At 44.2% G+C, this 17584-nt stretch carries 14 protein-coding genes and 1 riboswitch; of the genes, 7 read left to right on the top strand and 7 right to left on the bottom strand.

Features of this window, described 5'->3' with window-relative positions; translation table 11 throughout:
* Positions 1 to 315 precede the first annotated feature (315 nt).
* The 3 genes from WHS38_04300 to hemB all read left to right on the top strand — a co-directional run bounded on the left by WHS38_04300 (position 316) and on the right by hemB (position 4394).
* Positions 316 to 2103: an AAA family ATPase gene (locus WHS38_04300; GenBank protein MEJ5300191.1), complete on the top strand. Its 1788-nt coding sequence runs from the start codon at positions 316 to 318 to the stop codon at positions 2101 to 2103.
* 15 nt (positions 2104 to 2118) lie between these two features.
* Positions 2119 to 3312, top strand: coding sequence for a 12,18-didecarboxysiroheme deacetylase (ahbC, locus tag WHS38_04295; protein ID MEJ5300190.1), 1194 nt, complete (start codon positions 2119 to 2121; stop codon positions 3310 to 3312).
* A 101-nt stretch (positions 3313 to 3413) separates the two neighbouring features.
* A complete protein-coding gene (gene hemB, locus WHS38_04290; protein MEJ5300189.1) occupies positions 3414 to 4394 on the top strand; it encodes a porphobilinogen synthase in 981 nt (326 codons plus the stop codon).
* A 98-nt stretch (positions 4395 to 4492) separates the two neighbouring features.
* Here hemB and WHS38_04285 read toward each other — a convergent pair whose 3' ends face one another.
* From WHS38_04285 to murI, 6 genes are all read right to left on the bottom strand, one after another.
* A complete protein-coding gene (locus WHS38_04285) occupies positions 4493 to 5998 on the bottom strand; it encodes a B12-binding domain-containing radical SAM protein (GenBank protein ID MEJ5300188.1) in 1506 nt (501 codons plus the stop codon).
* A 227-nt stretch (positions 5999 to 6225) separates the two neighbouring features.
* A complete protein-coding gene (locus WHS38_04280) occupies positions 6226 to 6813 on the bottom strand; it encodes an undecaprenyl-diphosphatase (GenBank protein ID MEJ5300187.1) in 588 nt (195 codons plus the stop codon).
* Positions 6814 to 7164: 351 nt separating this feature from the next.
* Positions 7165 to 8034: an agmatinase gene (gene speB, locus WHS38_04275; GenBank protein MEJ5300186.1), complete on the bottom strand. Its 870-nt coding sequence runs from the start codon at positions 8032 to 8034 to the stop codon at positions 7165 to 7167.
* 39 nt (positions 8035 to 8073) lie between these two features.
* Positions 8074 to 8520: an adenosylmethionine decarboxylase gene (gene speD / locus WHS38_04270; protein MEJ5300185.1), complete on the bottom strand. Its 447-nt coding sequence runs from the start codon at positions 8518 to 8520 to the stop codon at positions 8074 to 8076.
* A gap of 62 nt (positions 8521 to 8582) precedes the next feature.
* Positions 8583 to 9140, bottom strand: a complete 558-nt coding sequence (locus WHS38_04265; protein ID MEJ5300184.1) for a cupin domain-containing protein — start codon at positions 9138 to 9140, stop codon at positions 8583 to 8585.
* 99 nt (positions 9141 to 9239) lie between these two features.
* Entirely contained in the window at positions 9240 to 10145 is a 906-nt protein-coding gene (gene murI, locus WHS38_04260; protein ID MEJ5300183.1) for a glutamate racemase, read from the bottom strand.
* Between the two features lie 495 nt (positions 10146 to 10640).
* Between murI and WHS38_04255 the strand changes: the two genes are divergently transcribed.
* From WHS38_04255 to WHS38_04245, 3 genes are all read left to right on the top strand, one after another.
* Positions 10641 to 11096, top strand: a complete 456-nt coding sequence (locus WHS38_04255; protein MEJ5300182.1) for a hypothetical protein — start codon at positions 10641 to 10643, stop codon at positions 11094 to 11096.
* Positions 11097 to 11610: 514 nt separating this feature from the next.
* A riboswitch (cobalamin riboswitch) is annotated at positions 11611 to 11814 on the top strand.
* Positions 11815 to 11964: 150 nt separating this feature from the next.
* On the top strand, positions 11965 to 13980 hold the full coding sequence (locus WHS38_04250) for a TonB-dependent receptor (GenBank protein ID MEJ5300181.1): 2016 nt from the start codon (positions 11965 to 11967) through the stop codon (positions 13978 to 13980).
* Positions 13981 to 13994: 14 nt separating this feature from the next.
* Positions 13995 to 15953 carry an adenosylcobinamide amidohydrolase gene (locus WHS38_04245; GenBank protein ID MEJ5300180.1) on the top strand — a complete coding sequence of 653 codons (1959 nt, stop codon included), beginning with the start codon at positions 13995 to 13997 and terminating at the stop codon, positions 15951 to 15953.
* A 93-nt stretch (positions 15954 to 16046) separates the two neighbouring features.
* Here the strand turns inward: WHS38_04245 and rpmB are convergent, their stop codons facing one another.
* Complete coding sequence (gene rpmB, locus WHS38_04240) at positions 16047 to 16262, bottom strand: 50S ribosomal protein L28 (protein MEJ5300179.1); 216 nt, start codon at positions 16260 to 16262, stop codon at positions 16047 to 16049.
* Between the two features lie 261 nt (positions 16263 to 16523).
* Here rpmB and WHS38_04235 point away from each other — a divergent pair.
* Positions 16524 to 17584: MCP four helix bundle domain-containing protein (locus WHS38_04235; GenBank protein MEJ5300178.1), on the top strand; the 1061-nt coding region annotated here is incomplete at its 3' end.

Below are 17584 nucleotides of genomic sequence, written 5' to 3'. Positions count from 1 at the left end.
GGGAGGACTTTCACCTCCAGGAGCACGCCCATGCCGGGCGCACCGATTGTAGGGGCACGGCATGCCGTGCCCCTACAATTCTGAACCTATTGTCAGGACAAATCTGCATGGAAAAAATTTTTCGAACACTCTCACCATCACCGAGGATGATTCTAAAAGTTTCGTCCACAAATCCATCGAAGATTGTTTTTTCTGCTTGTTGAAATCGGACTTACGGGCGATTATATTTATTGACGTCTCTAACCGAACTAAAAAGAGGCTTTAGAAATTGAAAACAACCAAAAAATGCTCCAAGAAGGGGAAAGCGAGAAACTTATGGAAAAGGCTTCACAGTTCCCTGATCCAGAGGAATTAGAGAGGGAACTCAACGATTATCTCAAAAAAAAATATGGGATACGGATTAAAGTTATGTCACCATTTCAAACGATGAGTTACAGGTCTGAAGAAGAAGGTGTTCCCAAGAAGAGCTCCGGCGTTCAGAAAATTCGCTTCGATATGAAGCCGGAGGAACTCGAGAGTTACCTCAATCAGTATGTGGTTAAACAGGATAGAGCAAAAGCGATCCTGGCTACTAAGACCTGCACTCACTACAATAGGATTCGTATCCAAAAGCAACGTGAAAGGTTTGGTAAAACCCATACTGTGGGGCGAATCAAAAATAATATCTTGCTAATAGGTCCAACCGGTGTAGGAAAAACCTATCTTGTTAAGCTTATAGCCGAAAAGCTCAATGTTCCATTTGTAAAAGGTGATGCAACTAAATTCAGCGAAACAGGCTATGTTGGCGGTGACGTGGAAGATCTTGTAAGAGATCTAGTAACGGTGGCAAATGATGACATTGAACTGGCGGAACACGGAATAATTTACATAGATGAAATCGACAAAATAGCTTCTTCTCGGAATATAATCGGACCTGATGTATCCAGAACTGGAGTGCAAAGGGCTCTTCTCAAACCCTTAGAAGAAACGGAGGTAGATCTCAGAGTCTCCTATGATCCGATTTCTCAACTCCAGGCAATAGAACATTATCGTAGAACTGGACGACGAGAAAGGCGAATTGTCAACACAAAGAATATTCTGTTTGTCATGAGCGGAGCTTTTCCAGAACTTCCCGAGATTATTAAAAACCGCATGAAGAAACAGGGAATAGGATTTGGAGCTGAAATTCAGAGCAAAGACAACGACATTGAATATCTCAAATATGTCAAAGCAGACGATCTTGTTCAATACGGCTTCGAAAGAGAATTTATCGGACGGATTCCCGTTATCGCCGTTCTGGATCCATTAGAAGAAGAAGATTTATACGAAATTTTGAGAAATCCCAATAATCCCATTATTAACGGCAAAAAAGAAGACTTCCATTGCTACGGCATAGACATCGTCTTTCAGGATGAGGCTCTTAGAGAAATAGCAAGGCTTGCTTACGTGGAAGGAACTGGTGCAAGAGCTCTCGTAAGCGTTGTGGAAAAAATCCTGATACCTTTCGAAAAGACCCTGCCTTCTACGGATATTAAGACTCTGGTGGTAACACCAGAGATGGTTAAAGATCCTGAAGGAGTTTTACAAACTATACTTGCAAATCCGCACGACCCAGACAGAACAGCTCTTTACCAGGCTATAAAAAATGAGGAAAAGTGTATAATTCGGAATAAATCTGTCCAAAAGATTGAATTCTACGTAAAGAAATATCCGATCATTTTTACTCCTGCTCGCATCGACCTGGTCATTGATTATCACATGAAAGCCGGCATCCCCATAGAAAAGATTTTCGATGAAGTCGCTTTACTTTACAACCAGATACGCACCTTTGAATCCGACTTTTACGAAAGACATGGCTTCAAAATAACCTTCGCAGAGGAAGCAGTTGACGAAATTATACTTAGAGCGCTCGAACGTGACACCACTGCTGCTGTTATTTGCCGTGAAGTCGCTCGAGACTTCGATTACGCCATGAAGCTTATTGCTGAACGTAGTGGACAGATGCAATTCACTCTACCCAAAGAAGCCGTTATCACTCCAGACGAATATATGGACAATCTTGTAAGAACTACCTATCAGCGATATCCTATTGGAAAATCCCATCAGGATTTTCCTCCGGTGTAGAAAAGGAGCTTCCAAATGATTGGTATTTCTAAGCTATACTGTGGCACCGTTGAACCATCCGACGCTCTCCGTTACGGTAGAAAAAGTGCCAACCTTCCCAGTCACTTACTGCAATTTTCTGAAGATAAAAAACCCGTTGTAGTTTGGAACGTTACCAGGCGGTGCAACCTAAGGTGCATCCACTGTTATGCTCGAGCCGATGCAAGCCCCGGTCCCGATGAACTCTCCACAGAGGAAGGCAGGGCTTTAATCGACAGTCTTGCCGACTTTGGCTGCTCCGTCATCCTTTTTTCTGGGGGTGAGCCACTGATGAGAGATGATCTTTTGGAGTTGGTTGCATACGCTGTTGAAAAAGGGCTTCGAGCAGTCATTTCCACCAATGGCACTCTAATTACCTCACGAGTAGCCGCTGAGATGAAAGCTATTGGGTTGTCCTACGTCGGAATTAGTCTGGACGGCATGGAAGCGGCAAACGATCGGTTTCGAGGCGTGCGAGGTGCTTTTGGAAGAGCAATGGATGGCATTGCTGCCTGTCAGGAAGCGGGTATAAAGGTAGGTCTTAGATTTACCATAAACCGTCAGAATGTTTCAGAAATTCCGGCTATTTTTGATCTCATAGAGGAACGACGTATCCCGCGAATCTGCTTCTATCATTTAGTTTATGCCGGAAGAGGAAGTTCTTTAATGTCTGAAGACCTTTCTCATGACGAAACCAGACGCACAGTTGATTTAATAATCGATCGAACAGCAGAATTGCACCGCACGGGAAAACCCACGGAAGTGCTTACGGTCGATAACCACGCTGATGGACCTTACTTATACCTTAGAATGGTGAGAGAAGGATCGCCGCGAGCCAAGGAAGTGCTCGAATTGCTTAAGATGAATGAAGGAAATAACTCCGGAAGAGGCATCGGTTGCGTCAGCTGGGATGGGTCGGTTCACGCAGATCAATTCTGGCGTCATTATTCCTTTGGAAATGTCAGGCAACGACCTTTCGGCGAAATATGGATGGATCTTTCCGATCCTCTCATGAGGAAACTTAAAGACAAGAAGCGATACGTTAAGGGGCGTTGTTATACTTGTCGCTGGCTGGATATATGCGGAGGGAACTTCCGAGTGCGAGCAGAAGCTGCGACGGGAGACTTATGGGCACCAGACCCGGCTTGCTATTTGACTAATGATGAGATTAAGCGTGAAGATGACAAGTAAATTCCTTGCCTACCTCATAAGTGGGAGGCCATCTCAGGACATACAGCCCTTATATCACATGAACTAAAAACCATTCTTCAGTAAAGGGGGTTTTAAAATCAATGGAATTTCCTCGATATCGTCCTAGAAGGATGAGGCGTACGGAAAATCTTAGGCGTCTTATTAGGGAAACAAGGCTTTCGGTGGACAACTTAATTTATCCACTTTTTGTGGTGCCCGGTGAAAAGGTGCGAAATAAGGTACCATCAATGCCAGGAGTTTTCCAGCTATCCCGAGATGAAATAGTCAGAGAGGCGAAGGAAATAACAAATCTTGGAATCCCCGCAGTGATACTTTTCGGAATTCCAGAAACAAAGGACGAGCGGGGAAGTGAAGCTTATAGTCAATCTGGAGTGGTCCAGCAAGCTGTAAAAGCAATAAAGGATGCCACACCAGAGCTTATTGTCATAACCGATGTTTGCCTCTGTGAATACACAAGCCACGGTCACTGCGGCATTCTGAAAGGGCGGGAAGTCGATAATGACTCCACACTGGATGTGCTCGCTCGTATTGCCATTTCACACGCAAAAAGTGGAGCCGACATAGTAGCTCCGTCAGATATGATGGATGGTCGAATAGGTGCCATTCGCCAGGCTCTAGACGAAAGCGGTTTTTCTCAAACTGCTATAATGGCCTATTCAGCAAAATATTGTTCCGGCTTTTATGGTCCCTTCCGTGAAGCCGCTCAGTCGGCTCCCCAGTTTGGAGACCGCCGTTCCTACCAGATGGACGTTTCAAACGTCGAAGAAGCCATTCGTGAGGTGGCAATGGACATAGAGGAAGGAGCGGACATCGTGATGGTCAAACCCGCTCTTGCTTATCTCGATATTATTCGCACAGTAAAGGACAGATTTGACTTTCCGCTTGCTGCTTACAACGTGAGCGGAGAGTATGCCATGGTAAAAGCAGCTTGCGAAAAGGGATGGCTTGAAGAAAAACGCATAGTTATGGAAATCCTTACAGCCATCCGCCGAGCTGGAGCTGACATGATTCTCACATACTTTGCTAAAGACGTAGCGCGCTGGATTTCGGAAAAAAGCTAAGCTCGTCTGAAACCGTATTGGACGATCATTGGTCAGTCCCGCAGGACAAATCCTGCGGGAATCATACTTCACGGTAATCTATACTTCCCCTAGACCAACTAAAACTCTCTTTGATCACCTTTCTCCCAGAAAATCTTGCGAAAGTGATAACCGTAAACGGCATAAACCACCGCTTCAACAAAGGCAGATCTGTGACTAAAGAAAGCATCCAGAAGCGATTTCCAGTAATGAACGCGAGCATCAATTCTATCCTTGATACCAAGAAACCAAATAGATCTTAGAAAAGATTCAATATCTTGCAGCAAAAGCTTTTTTTCCCCACGGGGTTTGTAAAGCTCCAGAAAACGTTTTATACGTTTATAGTAAGTGCCGGGCTCATAGAGCTTTGCCATGAGCTTACGATAGTTAGAGATAAGCCAATCTCTATCGAGTTTCGGTATAAAATTAAGACTACCATCAGAGTGAGTATTGTCACCGGAAGGCTTAAAATCAGGTAGAAGCCGCCCTTCTCTTTCAAGCCTTTTATAGAGTCTTGTCGTCGGTATTACGGAAAGAAGCCCAACCATGGCGGTCACTATGCCGTTTTCTTGAATAAAACGATACTGCTTCTCGAAAATATCAGGTTTGTCATGATCGAAACCAATTATAAATCCTCCCATAACAGCCAGACCATTCGCAAGAATAGTTCGCACAGACTGAGAAAGGCTCTGACGCAAGTTCTGATGTTTACCGCATTCCAAAAGGCTTTCCTCTTCCGGTGTTTCAATCCCTAGAAAAACCTTATTAAAGCCGGCTTCAACCATAAGATCCATAAGCTCCTGATCTGATGCCAGATCAACGGAGGCCTCGGTAAAAAATGCGAAAGGATAGCCCCTGCACCGCTGCCATTCTATAATCTCTGGCAGTAGTTCCTTTACTCGGCGTTTGTTCCCAATGAAATTATCATCCACTATAAAAACAGGTCCACGCCATTCAGCATTATAAAGCGCATCCAATTCAGCCAGGAACTGATGAGGGGTCTTCGTTCTGGGGCGGCGCCCATTCATCACAATGATGTCGCAAAATTCGCAGTCGTATGGACACCCTCGGGAATATTGAACGCTCATGGTGGCATAATTGCGCATATCAACAAGATGCCATGCAGGAACCGGAGTATCACTAATGTCAGGATGCTCCGAAGATCGGTATTCTCGCTTTGCTTTTCCTTCCTGAAGATCTTTTAGAAACTCAGGAAGAATAGCCTCAGCTTCTCCCAGCACAAGGTGATCCACATCAGGGAATTCGTTACCAAAACAAAGAAAAAGAGGCCCACCTCCAACCGTTTTCACCCCCAAAGACCTGCATCTTTTTATTACATCTTCTGTAGATCGACGCTGAGCAACCATAGCGCTAATAAAAACATAATCGGCCCACCTAATTTGTTCATCGGTCAGAGATTCTACGTTCATGTCCACAACTTTCTTTTCCCACAAAGAAGGCAACATAGAAGCAACAGTTAGAAGTCCAAGAGGTGGGAAAGCCGATTTTCTCTTAACGATCTTGAGCGCATGAATAAAGCTCCAGAAAGTTTCCATCACCTTGGGATACACTAACAAAATTTTCATGGCACTTAAAACCTCCAGATCAGTTAAACCAAAAACTTTCATCCTAACCCAAATCTAATAAAACATTTTAGACTTATAATTCTCAGTCTGCAAGATAAAAATTTATCATTCCCGGCTTGCTAAAAATATGTCAGACAAACCAAGCTTTTGACGTTTGTTAAGCGGATAAAACTTGCCCCTTTATGTTCAGATCAACGATCATTTAAGCTGCCAGTCAATAATAATAATTAAGCTCTGGTTCTTTTTAAGCTGTTCGTGACAAAGCTAACCACATCGACTAATCGTTTATTAAAAGCATTCAAAGGCTTAGCCAAAAAATGGGCTACTTCAGCGCTTATCAAACCAACCATTAAACTTCCTACAATATCAAAGGGAAAATGGATGCAACTATATATTCGCCCCCAGGAAGTTAAAATTGCAACGGCTAAACAGAAGGTTCCAAAACTAATCCACCTTTTGGGCAGGAGCACATAAAGAGCTATTGAAAATAGGAGCGTGGCATGGTCACTAGGGAAAGATGCGTCGGGAGCATGGGGGAAAAGAGGGTCACAAAGTCCCATTAAAAAAGGGCGAGGATGATAATAAACTAACCCTATAAACCAGTTTAAGACCAAGCCAATTACTGCAGCCACGATAGACTCAACAAGAACCAACCTTCTCGGCTTTTCAATAAAAAGCCAAACCAAGGCAAACGAAAACAACAAAATATATGGTCCAAACTGTGCGAAAAACACAGCAAGTTTAGACACAATTGGATGCATATCGGCATTAAACCTAACTAATTGTAAAAGTTCAATATTTATACTTTCGAACATTTCTCGCCTTCTTATGTGTAAACTCATCATCCCATCGGTAACAAACAAACTGGGCCTTACCCCAGGAGCATCCTAAGGAAAGGGTCCGGGTGAGTCAAGTTGTATGGAAGGGTGTTCTAAAACTTCCCTTATGGGGCGGCGAAACATAGAAAAGGCAGGGACGAAATTCGGCTTTGAAGACCTTCCCAGACCCAGGTAGCTAAAAACGACCTCAATATATGATTCACCACATAATTGTAGGGGCGACGCATGCGTCGCCCCTACAATTCTATTACGGAGTTTTTAGAACACCCTCAGTTGCATGGAAAAAATTTTCGAATACTCTCAGTCGTTCTGGGAAAAGGCTCGATTTTAAGAGTTCAAATAGGCAATAAGTTTATAAATTAGCTTAGCGGCAAGAAAATCAGGGGCGGTTAATCCGGGTATAGGTCTCAATTCCATAACATCAAAGCCGAGAACAGTTTTTGCCGAAAATACCTTCCTCAGAAAACCTGTCAATTCATACCAGCCAAGTCCCCCAGGCTCTGGCGTGCCTACAGAAGGCATAACGGAAGGATCCAGTGCATCAAGATCGATAGTTACATATATTTTTTCCGGCAGAAGTTCTAAAACTTTATCCCAGGAGTTACGATCTTTCAAAAAATCCTGGCAGAAAAAAATGGGCACTGGATAGTTTCTGGCAAAATCGAATTCTTCCCTGGTAAGGGATCGGATACCAACGGAAACAACAGGAGCATAATCAAGAGCAAGGCGCATTACACAGGCGTTACTGAAATTGCTTCCCTGATACTCAGACCTAAGATCGGCATGAGCATCAATATGCAAGATGCTCCAGCCGGTTCCTTTTTCTTCAGCTAGAGCCTTAATCATTCCAAGACTCATCAGGTGTTCGCCACCCACCATCACAGGAAATTTCCCACTCTGAATGATGGTTCGACCGACTTCCTCAACTTTTAGAACCATCTCTCTGGGGGAAGCAACGGTTACATCAAGCTCGTTCATAGTAAAAATACCGGTGATGTAGGGCTCCGTAAGAGTCTCTTCATCAAAAGGCTCAAGTTCCTTAGATGCCATGATGATGGCTCGAGGCCCCTCTCTTGTTCCAGACTGGTAAGTCGTGGTGCCGTCGTAGGGCACGGGGATAAGAACAACCCGAGCCTTTTCAAAAGCTTCTTCGCTTTTCTCAAGCCCAAGAAAAGAATAAGGGGAACCTACTGACAAGATTCCCCTTTTATTGTTAGATCCAGACATCGCTTCTTTTTACTTTCTTCCTCTCAACATTCTATCCATTCGAACTACCTGAGCCGAGTCGTGAATTGTGTTGGGAAATTCCTGTCCTCGATCGAGCACGTGAATTTCCGCCTTCTGGATGGAAAAATATTCTTTAAGCGTATCAATAGCTTTTTGAGTATCAAAAGGTTTGCACGAAAACATATCCACGCTTAAATACAGTTTCTCTGGAAAAGTATGAATACTTATGTGACTTTCTGCAATAAGCACGAAACCGGATATGCCCCAATCTTCCGGAATAAGCCCCTCATATCGAAACACATAGGGAGGCATAATCTTGGTCATTTCCATTTTTTCCGGATACTTATCGAGGAAGTCGTAAATATACTGTATGTCAACCAGCGTTTCACGCTTGCAACCATATCCATCCAACATGAGATGAACGCCAAAACCAAACTCTGGTTTTTTAACAGTCATTATAGCTTACCTCCCCTCTCCCAAAAAAGCGTTGTTACATAACAGCATCATTTACCTAAACCTTAATTCTCAAATCTCAATGGACTCACCACCCAAAGCACGTGAGCTTCACCATTACCAACATTTTCTACCCAATGCTTCGTCGAACTCTTAAAAGAAAAGCAATCTCCCGTTTTCAGTTTGTAAAACTGCTGATCAAGCCATAAAAGAATTCGTCCCTTCAAAACGAACCCGAATTCTTCGCCTCCGTGAGCCTCTTGCTGGGGCGTTTTAGCTCCCTTCGCCAGCACTACCAATACTGCATCCATAAGCTTGCCGGTGGCTCCGGGGAGCAAATAGTAGATTTTACAATCATCGGTTGACCTGGAACTAAGCACCCGCTTACGTTCCTGCCCAACTACGGTATGGTTTCTCACATCCCGAAAAAAATCCGCCAACTCCACTCCCAAGACATCCAATATGGACTTAAGCGTAGCGATTGATGGCGAGGTAAGGTTTCGCTCAAGCTGGGAGATAAACCCTTTGGTTAAATAAGCCCTGCTCGCCAATTCTTCCTGGGTAAGCCCGCGCTCCATCCTTAGCCTCTTAAGCTTAAGCCCTATGCTAAGCTCGTCCTCCATAGTTTACCTTCATTAAACTATAAGTTTAGCAAAGTGATGCTCATATAAAGATTCCTGTTCTAAATGTCAAGAAAAGAATCATCCTTCAAAATCAACATCTTAGGTCTTTCCAAGTCTTTTTCTTGCGACTTCCTCGCAAGATTCACAGAGAGTTGATTCATGGGAAAACTCCGTTGACGCAGAATAAGCCAGCTTGCCCTCACGCCACACTAAAAAACATGCCTTAATTTCTTCTCCAAGCAGAACTTTAACTATCCGCTCAAAGGAGGTAACATTTCCGGTTGTGTAATAGGTTACGCCGCCGCGGCGAGAAACTTCCTGCATTATTCCTTTTTGTTCCAGAACTCGTTTTACCTGACGAGCCACAGCGGGTGCTGGATCAATAACCCGCACATTAGGTCCAACAATTGATCGAATAAGCGGTATGATGAAAGGATAATGAGTGCAACCGAGAACTACCGTATCTATTCCTTGCTCTAGCATGGGAATAAGAGCTTCTTCGAGTATGGCTCTGGTTTTAGGATCATCGATGAAACCCTGTTCAATCTGAGACACCAGGCCGGGGCAGGTATGTTGAAGAATCTTTACACCATGAGCAAATCTTTCCAGCACAGAAGCATACAACGCCCCTTGAAAAGTGGCTCTGGTAGCAAGAACACTTACAACTCCACTTTTCGTCTGTTCCGTTGCTGGCTTAACAGCCGGTTCCATGCCAACGAAAGGCACGTCGGGAAAAAGCCCCCGAAGATACTGTAGTGCTGCAGCCGAAGCTGTATTACAAGCGATAACAATTGCTTTAACGGATCGCTTCAAAAGAAATTCTGTAATTTCCAGGGAAAATTTCTGAACTTCATCTAACGATCTGGGACCGTAAGGAACGTGAGCTTGATCGGCAAGGTATATAAGATCTTCCTGAGGCATCAGATTTCTGATTTCTCTTAGCACAGAAAGACCACCCACACCGGAATCGAACACTCCAACAGGAAAAGACCTAACATCCTCCAAAACCGCCCCCCTCACTTCACATCTCATCAATATTGTTAACATCAACCGTGCAACAGGCACTTCTTTTCCAACAAACAATTAAAGCCCTTCATGGGAATCCACAAAGCGCGGCAAAGAAATACGACAAAGACAATGCCAGGTCAACCACCGAAAAACGAAGTCGTAAGGACACCGTAGATGCACAGCCATACATTCACAATAAAAAGGGCAAAATAACTCCCTATAACCACCCGGGGTTAAAGAATTTTCTAATGCGTTAAAGCTCTTGTTGAGAACATTCTCTACTTCTGGTTATAATTGTAATGTTAACCAAACATTAAGAAAAATACCGGACCATGTTAGAGTTGGTATTAAACCAGGATAGACATGTGTTCCAAATCCGCAGGCATCTAACAAATGGCTAAAAATCCAGAGAACAGTTCCTCACAGAAACTGCTAGCAGGAAATATAAATTGCGAGACTTGAGAGGATAAAACTTCCTAAGAGGGATCAAAAATGCAGGATGCAATCTCCAGAAACGAAATAGAACAAATCATAAAACAACTGGTTCAGCAGAGCGTTGTGGCTGCGGTAGAGGAATTCGTTAGAAAAAACGATCAGAGAGCCAAAGAACTGTCACTGATAGAAAGGGTCATCAGAGTAGAAGAAGAACTCAAAGCCCTGAGAGAAATCGAAGCAGCAAGATTTGAAGCTATGGAAAGAAGATTCGAGGCTCTCCAGAGAGAAATTGATGCAAGATCTGAAGCTATGGAAAAACGATTCGAAGCAATGGAAAAGCGATTCGAAGCTCTTCAGAGAGAAATGGACAAAAGATTTGAAGCTCTCCAAAGGGAAATGAATGCAAGGTTCGAGGCGTTAGATAAAAGACTTACATTTACTCAATGGTTCATCGGTATAGGGTTTACAATGCTAACCATTGCAATGACTGTTTTAAGAATATACCCGAAATGAAGACTTCTTGTTAGGTCAAGGCATGCAGGAGGATGTTCTAAAAAATGGGTAATATGTTCGTAGCGCCGGCCATTTTACGACATTGGTTGATGCGCATACAAGGGATATTGTAGGGACGACCGGCCGGCTGCCCCTACGATGATGTCTTGAATGACAAAATTCAGCTTGGAAAATCTTCCCAGACTCAGGTGGCTAAAAAACGACCTCAATATATGATTCACCACATAATTGTGGGACGACGCACTGGTTGCCCCTACAATTTATTACGGAGTTTTTTAAAACACCATCCATCATCACTTAGGATGTTCTAATACTTCCCTTATGGGGCAGCTAAACATAGAAAAAGCAGGGACGAAACTCAGCTTGGAAGACCTTCCCAGACCCGGGTAGCTAAAATATTATTCACCATGTGACTGTAGGGGCGCACGGCCGTGCACCCCTACATTTGGTGCGGAGTTTTTAGAACACCATCCGTCATCACTTGACATCTCAAAAGGGCTTCAGTAGAGTCTAATTCGTATTCAACGCCTCAGGTGCCTTTTTAAGGCTTAATAGGGAATCCCGTGAAAGTCGGGAGCGGTCCCGCCGCTGTGATCCTCTGCCTCTAGACGAGGCAAGCCTTTCCGCGCAAATAGCCACTGTCCTGCCAGAGCAGGATGGGAAGGCTGCGGAAAAGGTGAGGAGAGCCAGAAGACCTGCCTGAGAGCGAATAGAGCTGGCATTAAAGCGCGGGAAAACGCTTTTGCCATGCCGTAAAATACAAGGATGAAGGAAACTGGGTGCAATCCTTGGAGCCGCAAGGTTTCAAGGATTTTTTGTTTTTACAGGGCTAACCTGCTAAACCAAACAACTGAATGGAGGACTTACTATGAAAAGATGCACTAAATGGTTTGTCTGGTTAATGGCATCCTGCATTTTAACCATCCCGGCTTACGGAGAAAGTAAGGAAAAAGAAACCCTGGAAACAATTGTGGTAACAGCAAGTAGAATTCCTGAAAAGGTGGGAGAAAGCCCCGCCAGAGTCGATGTAATAACCCGAGAGGAAATCGAAAAATCGGGCGCTCGTGATCTGTCCGAACTTCTTATTGATAAACTCCCCTCTCATTTTCACCGTTATCCCGGAGCCTTAACATCCGTTGACATTCGAGGTTTTAGAACCGACACCATGGGCACAGATATTAAAGGACGAGTTCTCATACTTATCGATGGTCATAGAGCAGGCACAGGAAATATCACGGCCATCCCTCTGGAAAACGTCGAACGAGTAGAAATAGTTCGTGGACCCGCATCCGTGGTCTATGGCTCGGCAGCAATGGGCGGCGTTATTAACATCATCACTCGCCAGGGAAGTGGTTCCCCCCAAGGAGAGTTAGCTGGCGAATACGGAAGCTGGAATCAGTTCAGAACATCGGCAAGAGCTTCTTCCGGGGCTTTTCAAGATAAATTCGGTATATCCATCTCAGGAAGAACATGTCAGCAGCTGGACGATTATAAAACCGGCGCTGGAAATACCGTGGAAAATACTCATTATCACGACGAAGCTTACAGTCTGAGCCTCAGAGCCACCCCGATAGAAAACCATACATTTTCTCTCGTAGCCCAATATTTTCGCGCCTGGGATGTTGGCACCCCTGGAGCAGACTATTCTCCCGATTACAACGACTATAAAAACATTCTTCGACGCTACTTATCCATCGCATACGATGGAACACTACCATCACATAAAATAACCTACCATGTAAGCGCCTACACCGTAATGAATCGTGATTCCTGGATGGACCCCGACATGGATTGGGGATACTTCTCAACGAGCACCCAGGCAGAAACCAGCGGCACAAGAGCCCAAATATCAATACCCACCTTTTCTTTTGGAAGTCTCCTCATCGGAACCGACTGGGATCACATAAACGTTTTGTCCTGGAATAACCCCCCTTCTGCGCCTTCCTCCCCGAAAACCCACTATGATAACTACGCCTTCTTTGGAGAAGAAAAAATCAAATGGGAAAAACTCACTCTAACCGTGGGAATCCGCCACGACATCTTTGATGAATCCATAAAAAGCACTTACAATCTAAACGTAACACCCGGAAGTGAAAGCTTCTCCCACACAAGCTGGAGATCAGGCGCAACCTATGAAGTTATCGACGGATTGTTTGCAAGAGCCGCCATCGGCACAGGTTTTCGTGCACCTTCAGCCGATGAACTGGCTGGGAGATATCAAACGAGCTGGACAAAGCTCGTAGGAAATCCTGATCTAAAACCAGAAAAAAGCACTACATACGAAATAGGAGCAGATCTCAGGCGAGATAAGCTTTCAGCCGGTATCGCTTTCTTCTACTCAGACTATACCGACCGAATCACCAGCGGCTTCAAAACCTGCGTAAATGGCGATTGCTCCTGGACCACATATAAAAACGTTGACGGCGCAACTCTCGCCGCTCTGGAAGCTTACGCCTCTTATAAAATTCCTCTCTCGTCCATTTACATAAAGCCCTTCGTAAACGGCATCTATTACGTCAAACGAAAAATCGAAGACGACAGCTATGCGGCATCTCTGGGTTCAGATGTCGTTCCCTATGTGTCCAGAGAAAACTTAATTCTTGGGATCACTGCCGGATACCTTGATAAAGCAGAAATCACTTTGCAGGCTAACTATCACGGAAAACAAACCGTCCAGGACTGGAACTGGATGTCCCCAACCTACGGAAAAGCCATAGAAAAAGGCGGTTTTACTGTCTATTCTTTGAAATTTTCCTGCTATCCTCTCCCAAACCTCAACCCCTACATCCGTATAGATAACCTCACAGACAAAAACTACTCCTTTGTGGATGGCTATCCCATGCCGGGTATTACTGTTGTGGGCGGCATCAGATACAACTTCTAAGGGGAGTAAAAAATATGAAAATCCGCAAATTAAACCGCCTTTTAATCCTTCTATTGGCTACCATTTGTTTCGACCTGTGCCGCCTTGATGCGGCAACTCATAGCACGCCTCAGCGAGTCGTTTCTCTTCTTCCTTCCGCAACCGAAATTATTCAAATACTGGGAGAATCAGATAAGCTCGTTGGTATATCCATTCATGACCGCTTACCACCAACAGAAGATAGAAAAATCGTGGGAAGCTTCTTTAATCCCATAATTGCAGCAATAAGAAGCGTTCAGCCGGATACCATCATCATATCACCACGACACCAGAATATTGCAAAAGAGTTTGCTTCCAGATCTCACATTGTCACCGTTGAAATAAACTCCATTGACGAACTCTACAAAACTATCCGGCTTTTAGGAAACCTGTTCCACAAAGATTCAGAAGCCGAAAAGCTTATAAGCGAAATAAAGACTGAAATATCTCTCGTTCAGCAAAAGCTTTCTAAAATTCCCAATCGCCGCCCCGTTCGAGTCATGCGCTTTATGGGACGGCAAGATTCAGAAACCGTCATGGCACCAGGGGATGATTCCTTCCAGAATGATCTCATACGTCTCTCCGGGGGAACTCCTCCGTCCTTCGGCAAGAATGGTGCTGTAATTCCCGTTTCTCTTGCGGAATGGCAAAGATTCGACCCAGAAGTGATCTACGGATGTGGAGAAGACAGACAGGTAGCCGAAAAATTCTTCTCTCTACTGGGATGGAAGGACGTGAGTGCTGTAAAAAACGGGCGAATTTTTTACTTTCCCTGCGATCTTACCTGTCGCATCTCTCCTCATTCAGGAAAATTTATCCAGTGGCTGGCTTCGGTAATCTTTGAAGACGCCTTTTCCAATCCTGCCCTTCTGGCAACTCAAGAAGGAATAGAAGCGAGAAAACCCATTCCCGTGCATCTACCCTTTGTAAAATCCGCTGAAGTGGTAACCAGCAGAATTCTCGATTTTCAGAACAAAACACTTCTTATCCATTTAACCGAACCCATGGACGTACTTTCTACTCTGGAAGGACCCAGAACGGCACAATTTGTTGTCGGCAATCATTCTTCCCCGCCACCGTTATGGGGAGTAAGCCATCGATTGGGCTTAGATGGATGGCGTAGCCACATTGAAAAAGTGCTCGGTATTTCCCAGAAGGAAGCTTCTCTTCTTTTTACGGGAGCAAACATGGACAACATGTCGCTCCAGGTAAGGACTCACGGCGATCTTGTAGTCTATGCACTTGTTACCGCTGGAGCAGAATCGAACGCCCTCAGAGCATCAAGAGACACAGGATCGTGGGAAGAACCCGGCACCATAAACATTATCCTCATGACAAACAGAAAGCTTTCGCCCCGCGCTATGGCAAGAGCCGTGATTACCGCAACGGAAGCAAAAACCGCCGCTCTCCAGGATCTGGACATCAGAAGCTCATACACCGGCTTAAAATGGCAGGCTACCGGCACTGGAACTGACGAAATCATCGTGGTAAGCGGCAAAGGAAAGCCGGCTGATAACTCAGGGGGTCATGCTCGCCTTGGGGAACTCATAGCCAGAGCCGTCTATGACGGCGTAAAGGATGCACTCGCCCGTCAAAACAGCTTCCACAAAGATCGGTCTATATTTAGACGCTTTCAGGAGCGACGTCTTGAACTGTATTCTCTCATTCCCAATAAATTACGTTCTACCCTTCTTCCCAAAGTTGAAGAAGTGCTCCTTGATCCTCGATATGCCACCTTTATGGAGATCGCTTTTTTGCTTAGCGATGCCGAGCAACAGGGGTTGATAGAAGACCTTAGCCCTTTCCGTAGCCTGGCTTTTTCAATATCCAGAGAAATCGCTCAGAAATACGGCAGGAAAAAAGAAGTAAAAAAGTGGGACAATCTGGTCACCAGCGAGGATGTGCCTGAACCGATAGCCACAGCATTAAATGCCATCATGAACGGATTGAAATGACATCCAGCCGGTTTATTATCCTTTAGTGTGATTCACCTGATAAATTCAGGGCGACGCATGCGTCGCCCCTACACAGGATATTAACGCATGGAATTAAACTGCTTTAACTGCTGTTTTCACAGGCTTGGTGATCACCCCGGATCTCAAACATCTGGAGCAAACCCTCACTCGCACAACCTTCCCTTCCGGGGTCATGTGACGCATAGATTGAAGGTTGGGAAGCCATCTGCGTCTAGTTTTATTATTTGCGTGGCTTACATTATTCCCCGTAATGGGACCTTTTCCACAAAAATCGCATCGCCTGCTCATATCGATCCGTCTCCCCTTCTCTTTGACAAGACTAATCAGCATCAACAAATCGGCGTGAGCTTTTATCACAATCCCTGCTTTAACGCAAACAAAAATCTCATAGACACTACAAAAGCGGGGATTCATCGTTCAACTTAATCTTTATTTTTCTATCAAAATTCTTTATTTAACAAATTCATCTGGACTATATCTATACAATAGAGTGGGGTGTATTGGGCTAGGGTTAGAGACTGATAAACAATTTTCAAAAAAGGAGGGTTTATGAAGCTTAGCTCTAAGATCATGGGAGGATTCGGAATTGTTACTATCATTACTATTTTCGTAGGAGTTGTCGGGTGGATTGGGTTGCAAAGGCTTATCGGAAACATGAATGTCTTAGACGATCAAGTTGTTCCTTCTATATCTGCCATAGACGAAATAGAGTCAGATCTGAAATCTATCCGGATTGCCGCAAGAACCCTTATGAACCCATTGCTTTCCAAAGAAGATAGAGCAAGGCAGTTTGCAAATGCGGAAGAAGCTAAAAAAGAGCTTTCTAAGGCTTTGAAAGACCTTGAAGCCGTGCCGAATAAGACACCCAGCAGAATAGAACTAGAAAAGCAGTTTATTGCTAAACTCAATGATTATCTTCCTGCAACGGATCAATTCTTTAAGATGGCAAAAGATATTGAAGCAACTGGAATTACGAACCCAATGGAACTTGTTGAAAAAATTGAGCGTTTTCGATTTCTTCATTACCAGACCATGCTTAAGGTAGCAGATCTTCTTGCTCTGAAAGAAGAATTCGAAGGAGGAGAAGATGCTTCTCAGTGTGAATTCGGCAAATGGCTGGCTTCTTTCAAAACAGACAACGAAAACCTTTCAAAGCTCCTGAATCAAATAGCCCCCATTCACGAGGAATTCCATAAATCAGTTAAAAAGATTAAAGAAACAGTGAAAAATGGAGATTTGGCGGCTGCTAACATGATTTACAAAATGCAGCTTAAGCCAACAGCGAAAGCCACTTTTGAATACTTTGAAAAACTGGCAGAAATAGCAAATCAAAGCAAAAATCTTTATATGAATATGATAAAATACGGTATGGAAGATCTGGTAGTAAAACAAAAAGAAGCTGTTGATGTTCTTTCAAAGATTGTGAAAACTATCGATGAAGAACAAGCCAATGCTGTTACCAAGTTAAAATCTGCTGTCAGGTCATCCAGAATACTTCTTATAGCCGGGGTATTAATCGGCGCTATTCTAGCCATGTTAATAGGGAGTTATATTGTCATATCAACCACTAGAGTGCTCAGGCGAATTGCGGAAGGTCTTTCTGATGGAGC

Source organism: Thermodesulforhabdaceae bacterium (assembly GCA_037482015.1).
In the GTDB taxonomy this organism is placed as follows: Bacteria; Desulfobacterota; Syntrophobacteria; order Syntrophobacterales; family Thermodesulforhabdaceae; genus JAOACS01.
Note: the sequence above shows the minus strand (reverse complement) of the source record. Positions and strands in the feature narration are given on the sequence as shown.